The organism is Roseateles sp. (assembly GCF_036486225.1).
In the GTDB taxonomy this organism is placed as follows: Bacteria; Pseudomonadota; Gammaproteobacteria; order Burkholderiales; family Burkholderiaceae_C; genus Roseateles.
This window is the reverse complement of sequence record NZ_DASVNZ010000035.1, coordinates 1-7,949: the sequence shown is the minus strand read 5'-3', so window position 1 is coordinate 7,949 and position 7,949 is coordinate 1. Positions and strand designations below refer to the sequence as shown.

Below are 7,949 nucleotides of genomic sequence, written 5' to 3'. Positions count from 1 at the left end.
GACGCCGGCCAGGATCGCCGCCACGCCGTCGGCGTGCGCCAGCGCCGGCTCGCCGGTGCCGAGCAGGTGATCGGCCAGCAGCGGTTCCGCGAACGCGCGGGCGCGTCGCACCGGATCCGTCGTCTCTTCGGCGCGCGGCTGCGCGGTCGGCAACCGGTGAGGCAGGTCCCCGTCCAACAGGGCCACGATGGGCGCCGCCTGGTCCAGCCGCAGCCCCAATTCCGTCTTCATTCGTCGTTCATCCGTGTCGTCGGGGGCGCGTGCGCCGCCAAGACCTCATCCGCGCGCCAGGAATTGCTCCACCACGCGGATCTGTTCCTCATGCACCAGCGTCGGCGCATGGCCGACGCCGGCGAACTCATGCAGCTCGGCGCGCGGGCCGCGCTGCGTCATCAACTCGGCGGTCGTGCGCGTCAGCAGGTCCGACTCCCCGCCGCGGAGCAGCAGCGTCGGGCATCGCACCGCGTCGTAGGCGGCCCAGAGCTGCGCCTCTCCCGCCTTCGCCAGTTCCGGCGTCAGCCCGGCCAGGCCCTGCCCGATGCGCGGGTCGTAATGCAGCCGGCAGCGGTCGCCGTCCGGCTTGAACATGGCCCGCGACAGCGCCAGCCACTGGTCGTCGGTGTGCGGCCCGAAGCTCTGCGAGATGCCGCGCAGGTAGTCGGCGCCCTGCTGACAGTTCTCGAACTGCGGCGCGCGGCCCAGATAGCTCGCGATGCGCTGCAGCGCGACGAACTCGATGGTCGGTCCCACGTCGTTGAGGATCAGCCGCTTGATCGGGCTGGCCGGCATCGCCGCCAGCGCCAGGCCGATCAGCCCGCCCATGGAGGTGCCCAGCCAGTCCACCTGCCCCACGCCCAGGCGCGCCAGCAGCGTGACCATGTCCGAGACATATTGCGGGAGCTGGTAATTGCGAGGATCGCCCAGCCATTCCGACTCCCCGCGTCCGACGACGTCCGGGCAGATGACCCGGAAACGGGCGCTCAGGCGCTGCGCGATCACGTCGAAGTCGCGGCCCTGCCGCGACAGCCCGTGCACGCAGACCAGCACCTGCGGGTTGTCAGACCGTCCCCACTCCCAATACGCGACCTGGTGAAGGCCGCAGGGGCTCAACGCCTGGACTTTTTTCAACAAGGGTTCAGACATCGCTCGTATCCTTTGTCCCCATCCTAACAACCCTGAAGAGGACGCGGCATGTTGAAAGGCAAGACGGCGCTGGTCACCGGCTCCACGAGCGGCATCGGATTGGGGATCGCCCTGACCCTGGCCAAGGAAGGCGCGAACATCGTGCTGAACGGCTTCGGCGACCATGCCGGCCCGAAGGCGGAGGTCGAGGCGCTCGGTGTGAAGGTCGGGTACCACGGCGCCGACATGAGCAAACCCGCCGAGATCGAGGCCATGATGGCCTACATCGACCAGGAGTTCGGCGGCTGCGACGTGCTGGTGAACAACGCCGGCATCCAGCATGTGGCCAACGTCGACGAGTTCCCGCCGGAGAAGTGGGACGCGATCATCGCGATCAACCTCAGCTCCGCCTTCCACACGATGCGCCTGGCGCTGCCGGGCATGAAGAAGAAGAACTGGGGCCGGATCGTCAACATCGCCTCGACGCACGGGCTGGTGGCGTCGGCGGGCAAGTCGGCCTATGTCGCGGCCAAGCACGGCCTGGTCGGCCTGACGAAGTCGGCGGCCCTGGAAACCGCCCTCGTCCCCGTCACGGTCAACGCGATCTGCCCCGGCTGGGTGCTGACCCCGCTGGTGCAGAAGCAGATCGACGACCGCTCGGCCAAGGAAAAGCTGGACCCGGCCGAGGCCAAGCGTCAGCTGCTGGCCGAGAAGCAGCCCTCGCTGCAGTTCACGACGCCCGAGGAACTCGGTGCGTTGACCGTGTTCCTGTGCTCGGACGCCGCGATCAACGTGCGCGGCCAGGCCTGGGCCATGGACGGCGGCTGGACCGCGCAGTGAGCCTCACTTCGTCATCAGCACGCTGCCGTTGACGTTCACCGTGACGGTGGCCTTGCCGGACTCGACCGGCAGGGCCTCGTCGGCGGACGCGCCCATCGCCTTGAAGCGCGCCATCGGCGCCGCCATCACGGAGACCGGCTGGTCGGCGTTCACGCTGACCTCGCCGATCCGGTAGTTCGAATAGCCGAACTCCTTCGCGTAGATCGCCGCCTTGCTCTTGTAGCTCGCGATCGCCTGCGACACGACCTCGTTCTCGGCCTTCTCACGCGCCTCGCGCGACAGGCCGTAGCTCACGTTGGCGATCGCCAGCGAACTGATGCGGCCGCTCAGCTTGGAGATCGCCTCGATGTCGCGGCCCTGCACCAGCAGCTCGACGCTGCCTTGCCAGCCGGTGATCTGCGGTGCGGCACTCGACCCCGCCTTCGGCTGGCCGTAGCGCGGATAGACCGACAGGTTGCCCGCCTGCAGGTCGACCTGCCCCGGCTTGGCGACCTTGCGCGCCTCGGTCAGCGCGGCGTCCAGGGCCTGCTTGAGTTCGCCCTGGACGGCGGCGGCCTCCTTGCCCTCGCGGGTCGTGGAGAAGCGCAGCTGCAGCAGGTCGCGGGTCACTTCGGTCGTGGCCGAGGCGCTCAGCGACAGCAGGTCGGTCCGGACCGCCTGGGCCTGGGCCATCGCGGGCAGGACCGCCACCGCGCCGGCGGCGATCAGGGTGCGGGCGAGGATCTTGGAGCTTCGGATCATTCGGGTTCCTACGGAGAGTCCTGGTGGGAACCAGCATAACGCGTGAGGAAAGCGTCACGGTTGACCGGAGGCGGACACCGTTCATCCGCCTTTTTGAGTCATTCATCGCCCTCGGGTAGGGACATAGACAGCCCTGTTACAAAAGATGTAACCATCCGGTAAGGACTGATGCATCCCGCAAACAGGCCAGAAAACTGCCCTTACAGTCCCGCTGTTACAAATTTCGGAGTGGCCGCCATGCAAACCACAACCCGCCCCAACCGTGTCCTGGTCGTGGATGACGACGCCCGCATCCGGGACCTCCTGCGCCGCTACCTGGCCCAGGAGGGCTTCGAGGTCCTGCTGGCCGAAGACAGCAAGGCGCTGAACAAGCAGCTGACGCGCGAGACCGTGGACCTGATCGTCCTGGACCTGATGCTGCCCGGCGAGGACGGTCTGTCGATCTGCCGCCGGCTGCGCGCCGCGGGCGACAACACGCCCATCATCATGCTGACGGCCAAGGTCGAGGAAGTGGACCGGATCGTCGGCCTGGAAGTCGGCGCCGATGACTACCTGGCCAAGCCCTTCAACCCGCGCGAACTGCTGGCCCGCATCAACGCGGTGTTGCGCCGCCGTCCGCCGCCGGAAGCGCCGGGCGCGCCGTCCAAGGAACCGATGACGGTCCAGTTCGGCCCGTTCGAGTTCGACCTGGCGCTGCGCCGCCTGGCCAAGAACGGCGATCCGGTGCCGCTGACCACCGGCGAGTTCTCGATGCTGAAGGCCCTGGTGCGCCACCCGCGCCAGCCGCTGTCGCGCGACAAGCTGGCGATGCTGGCCCGCGGCCGCGAGTTCGAGCCCTTCGACCGCAGCCTGGACGTGCAGGTCTCGCGCCTGCGCAAGCTGCTGGAAGAGGACCCGGCGCAGCCGCGATTCATCCAGACCGTGTGGGGCGTGGGCTACGTGTTCGTTCCGGACGAGGCGGCCTGATCCCGTGGCACCCCCGCGTCTGGCGCTGAACCTGTTCTGGCGCACGTTCGCGCTGCTGGCGCTGCTGCTGGCGGCCGGCGTGCTGGCGTGGCAGCAGACCTTCAAGGCCCTGGAGGCCGAACCCAAGGCCCTCGAGGCGGCGCAACAGCTGGCCGGCCTGGTGAACCTGTCGCGCGTGGCGCTGTCCAGCACCGACGCCATCAACCGGGTGGCGGTCGTCAAGTCGCTGGCGCGCAGCGAGGCGGTGTCAGTGGAAGTCGCCGAGGCGACCGACCGCTGGCTGCCCTACGAGAACTCGCCCTTCGCGCAGAGGCTGCGCAAGGAGCTGGTCTCGCGGCTCGGTCCGCAGACGGTGCTCGCGAGCGGCCTGAACGGCGTGCCCGGGCTGTGGGTGAGATTCGACGTCGGGCCGGACCAGTTCTGGCTGCAGACCAATCCAGCGCCGCTGCAGGCCAACATCTCCAGCAACTGGTGGTGGATCGCGATCGCGCTGGGTGCCTCGCTGCTGGGCGCCGCGGCGATCGCGCGGCTGATCAACCAGCCGCTGCGCGAGCTGTCCATCGCCGCGAGCCGCATCCGCGAGGGCGAGTACGACTCGCGCCTGGACGAAAGCACCCTGACCAGCGAGATCCGCGAGGTCAACATGGGCTTCAACCGGATGGCACGCGAACTGGCCAAGATGGAAGAGGACCGCAGCGTGATGCTGGCGGGCATCTCGCACGACCTGCGCACGCCGCTGGCGCGGCTGCGGCTGGAAGCGGAGATGAGCGTCAACGACGAGCAGGCGCGGACCTACATCGCGCAGGACATCGACCAGCTCGACGCCATCATCAACAAGTTCATGGACTACGCGCGACCGAGCGAGCTGCAGCTGCAGGCGCTCAACCTGCGCGAGCTGGTGGAGCGCGAGGCGCAGGGCTTCCGCGATCCGCAGCAGATCCAGATCAGCGTGCGGCTGTCGGCGGCGCTGCGCATCTGGACCGACCCGACCGAGCTGGGCCGCATCCTGCTGAACCTGTTCGAGAACGCGCGCCGGTACGGTCATCATGGCGACGAGCCGACGCGCGTGGAAGTCACCGCCGAGGCCGACAGCGCCTGGGTGCTGCTGACGGTGCGCGACCACGGACCGGGCGTGCCGCCGGACAAGCTCGCGAAGCTGACGACGCCGTTCTACCGCGGCGACACGGCGCGCACGGCGGCGACCGGCGCGGGCCTGGGACTGGCGATCGTCGAGAAGTCGGTGCAGCGCCTGGGCGCGCAGCTGCGGCTCGCGAATGCCGACGACAGCGGGTTCGTCGCGCAGCTGAGGCTCAAGCGCGCGAGCGTTTGACGCTTCAGCACTTCCACCGCCGCCGGCCCTCACCCCTGCCCTCTCCCGCAAGCGGGAGAGGGAGTCCGACCGAGCAACTCAGTCGGAAGAGCGCACCAGCAGGCACACCGCACGAGCCTCGATCGCCTTCAGCTCTCCGACCGGCCCCATCTTCTCGGCCGTCTTCGCCTTCACGTTGATCTGCTCCGGCGCGATGCCGAGCACCTCCGCCAGCCGCTGACGCATCAGCGGGATGTGCGGCGCCATCTTGGGCTGCTGCGCAATGATGGTGCTGTCGAGATTGCCGATCACCCATCCCAGGTCCTTCACGCGCCGGTAAGCCTCGGCGAGCAGCACCATCGAATCGGCGCCCTTGAACTCGGCTGCGGTGTCGGGGAACAGCTTGCCGATGTCGCCCAGCGCGGCGGCGCCGAGCAGCGCGTCGGTGATCGCGTGCGCGAGCGCGTCCGCGTCCGAATGGCCCAGCAGGCCGTGCGTGTGCGGGACCGTGATGCCGCCCAGGATCAGCGGGCGGCCGGTGACGAGCTGGTGGGTGTCCCAGCCTTCGCCGATGCGGAAATTCAGAACCATGGGAATGTCGCGTTGAATGTCGCGCTGGGTGTTGCGCTGAAGGCTTGAAGCGGGCCGGCGGGCCGACTGGTCGGGGTCAATTCGGCAGCGCGTTCGTGACGACGAGCGGCCCGTTGCGGGTGACGATCATCGTGTGCTCGAACTGCGCGGACAGGTTGCCCTTGACGCCGGAGAGGGTCCAGCCGTCGGCCTCCTCGTCGACCCAGCGGCTCTTGGTCGACAGGAAGGGCTCGATGGTGATGACCATGCCTTCGGTCAGCACGCGGGTGTCGTTGGCGTCGTAGTAGCCCGGGATGCTCTTGGGCTCCTCGTGCAACGAGCGGCCGACGCCGTGGCTGCAGAGGTTCTCGATGATCTTGAACTTGTGCGCCTTGGCCACACGCTCGATCGCGTGGCCGATGCGGTTGATCTTCGCGCCCGGTCTCACTTCCTTCATCGCCTGCTCCAGCGCGTACTGCGCGGCGAACACCAGCTGCGTCTTGGTCGGCGTGGTCGGCGGGACGATGCGCGTGCCGCCGGTGTCGCCGAAGTAGCCGTTCAACTCGGCCGACACGTCGACGTTGACCACGTCGCCCTTCTGGATCACTCGGTCGCCGGGGATGCCGTGCGCGGCCTGCTCGTTGATCGAGATGCAGGTGGCGCCGGGGAAGTTGTACATCACGCGCGGCGCGGACTTCGCGCCGAACTCGGTGAGCCAGCGCTCGCCCATCTGGTCGAGCTCCAGCGTCGTCATGCCGGGGCGGATCGCGTCCAGCATGCGGCGCAGCACGGTGGCGACGGCCTCGCCGGCGGCCTTCAGGCCCTGGATATCGTCATCGGATTCGACAGTCATGCGCGGCTCCTCAGCAGGCGTTCGGCCAACGCGAAGTCGGCGGGATAGGTGACCTTGAAGTTTTCCATGGAGGCTTCGACCAGACGCGGCGCGTGGCCGAGGGCCTCGATGGCGCTGGCTTCATCGGTGATGCCGTCCAGCGGGCCGGCCAGCGCCGGCATCAGCAGACCGAGGCGGAACATCTGCGGCGTCTGCGCGGCCCACTTGCCGCGGCGGTCGACGGTGGCGGCGACGCGCAGGGACGGTGCAGCGCCGGGATCGGTGCCCGGACTCGCTGCCACGGCATCCTTCAGCGTGTCCGCCACAGGCAGTGCGAGCAGGCCGCCGACCTCGTCGTCGTCGCAGGCGTCGATCAGCGCGGCTACCCATTCGGGACGGAGCAGGCAGCGCGCGGCGTCGTGGACCAGCACCCAGTCGTGCGCCTGGGCGCCGCGCTCGCGCAGCGCGTGCAGGCCGGCGGCGACCGTGTCGGCGCGCGTCGCGCCGCCGGTGCGCGCGATCCAGCCGCGCTCGCCTTCAAAACCGGGGACGGCGGATTCGAACTGGTCGTCGTCGGGCGAGAGCACGACCAGCGTGGCCTCGACACGCGGGACGGCGCCCAGCGCCGCCAGCGTGTGCGCGATCATGGCGCGGCCGGCGAGCGGCACATATTGCTTGGGGCGGTCGGCGCCGGAACGGCTGCCGACGCCCGCGGCCGGCACCAGCGCGAAGCAGCGCGGCGCGAGACCGATGGGAAAGGAACTCATGGGGTCGATTGTAGGGAGCGCTTTGGAGGGCGCGCCAACCCCGGCATGAACTCCCTCTCCCGCAGCGCGGGAGAGGGCGGGGGGGTGAGGGCCAGCGGCGGTGGCAGGACCGCAAGACATGGGGGCGCCGATTCGATCGGCGAAACTCCAGCCTTCAACCTCCCCTGCCCGCATGCCGTGTTCGCCATCGCCGACATCCACCGCCGCCTGACCGCGCTCGGCGCCAACGAGGCGCACGTCGGACGCGTGCTGCGTCACTGGGTCCAGGCTCGACCGCTGACCGAGGGACGGCGCAAGCTGGAGCACTACCTGCCGCAGGCGGTGCGCGAGGCGCTGCCGGCGCTGATGGACGAGTTGCACGGGCTGGCGACGCTGGTCGAGCGCCATCCCGGAGAGGATGGCTCGGCGCGTCTGCTGGTCGGCCTCCAGGACGGCCAGACCGTCGAGAGCGTGCTGCTGCCGCGCGACGGTCTGTGCGTGTCGAGCCAGGTCGGCTGCGCGGTGGGTTGCCGCTTCTGCATGACCGGCAAGGACGGGCTGCTGCGACAGGTCACCAGCGCCGAGATCGTCGCGCAGGTGGCGCTGGCGCGCCGCGAACGGGTGGTCAGGAAGGTCGTGTTCATGGGCATGGGCGAGCCGTCGCACAACCTGGAGGCGGTGATGGCGGCGATCGAGCTGCTCGGACTCGAAGGCAACATCGGCCACAAGAACATGGTGTTCTCGACGGTCGGCGATCTGCGCGCGTTCGAGCGGCTGGCCGCCGGACCGGTGAAGCCGGCGCTGGCGCTCTCGCTGCACACGA

At 69.2% G+C, this 7,949-nt stretch carries 9 protein-coding genes and 1 pseudogene; 4 read left to right on the top strand and 6 right to left on the bottom strand.

Translation table 11 applies throughout. From position 1 onward, the window contains the following. Both VF536_RS03420 and VF536_RS03415 read right to left on the bottom strand, forming a co-directional pair. Window positions 1-231 (bottom strand): annotated as a pseudogene (locus VF536_RS03420) (GTP pyrophosphokinase); the annotation flags it as partial. A gap of 45 nt (window positions 232-276) precedes the next feature. Then, window positions 277-1,143 (bottom strand): alpha/beta hydrolase, encoded by an 867-nt coding sequence (locus VF536_RS03415; protein ID WP_331613383.1) that lies wholly within the window; start codon window positions 1,141-1,143, stop codon window positions 277-279. A gap of 48 nt (window positions 1,144-1,191) precedes the next feature. On the opposite strand from VF536_RS03415, the gene VF536_RS03410 reads away from it, so the two are divergent. Beyond that, the gene (locus VF536_RS03410; protein WP_331613382.1) at window positions 1,192-1,962 is read left to right on the top strand and encodes a 3-hydroxybutyrate dehydrogenase; all 771 of its coding nucleotides are present in this window, start codon (window positions 1,192-1,194) and stop codon (window positions 1,960-1,962) included. 3 nt (window positions 1,963-1,965) lie between these two features. Here VF536_RS03410 and VF536_RS03405 read toward each other — a convergent pair whose 3' ends face one another. Further along, window positions 1,966-2,703: an SIMPL domain-containing protein gene (locus VF536_RS03405; protein WP_331613381.1), complete on the bottom strand. Its 738-nt coding sequence runs from the start codon at window positions 2,701-2,703 to the stop codon at window positions 1,966-1,968. A gap of 237 nt (window positions 2,704-2,940) precedes the next feature. Between VF536_RS03405 and ompR the strand changes: the two genes are divergently transcribed. Next, the gene (gene ompR, locus VF536_RS03400; RefSeq protein ID WP_088405159.1) at window positions 2,941-3,669 is read left to right on the top strand and encodes a two-component system response regulator OmpR; all 729 of its coding nucleotides are present in this window, start codon (window positions 2,941-2,943) and stop codon (window positions 3,667-3,669) included. Window positions 3,670-3,673: 4 nt separating this feature from the next. Next, the gene (locus tag VF536_RS03395) at window positions 3,674-4,999 is read left to right on the top strand and encodes an ATP-binding protein (protein WP_331613380.1); all 1,326 of its coding nucleotides are present in this window, start codon (window positions 3,674-3,676) and stop codon (window positions 4,997-4,999) included. Window positions 5,000-5,077: 78 nt separating this feature from the next. Here the strand turns inward: VF536_RS03395 and ispF are convergent, their stop codons facing one another. The 3 genes from ispF to ispD form a co-directional block, all read right to left on the bottom strand. Further along, window positions 5,078-5,569, bottom strand: coding sequence for a 2-C-methyl-D-erythritol 2,4-cyclodiphosphate synthase (gene ispF / locus VF536_RS03390; protein WP_331613379.1), 492 nt, complete (start codon window positions 5,567-5,569; stop codon window positions 5,078-5,080). A gap of 76 nt (window positions 5,570-5,645) precedes the next feature. Next, window positions 5,646-6,401: a type I methionyl aminopeptidase gene (map, locus tag VF536_RS03385; protein WP_331613378.1), complete on the bottom strand. Its 756-nt coding sequence runs from the start codon at window positions 6,399-6,401 to the stop codon at window positions 5,646-5,648. Continuing rightward, window positions 6,398-7,147: a 2-C-methyl-D-erythritol 4-phosphate cytidylyltransferase gene (gene ispD / locus VF536_RS03380; RefSeq protein ID WP_331613377.1), complete on the bottom strand. Its 750-nt coding sequence runs from the start codon at window positions 7,145-7,147 to the stop codon at window positions 6,398-6,400. Before ispD ends, map begins: the two co-directional genes overlap by 4 nt. Before the next feature lie 177 nt (window positions 7,148-7,324). On the opposite strand from ispD, the gene VF536_RS03375 reads away from it, so the two are divergent. Continuing rightward, a partial coding sequence (locus VF536_RS03375) for a radical SAM protein (protein ID WP_331613375.1) occupies window positions 7,325-7,949 on the top strand: 625 nt, incomplete at its 3' end.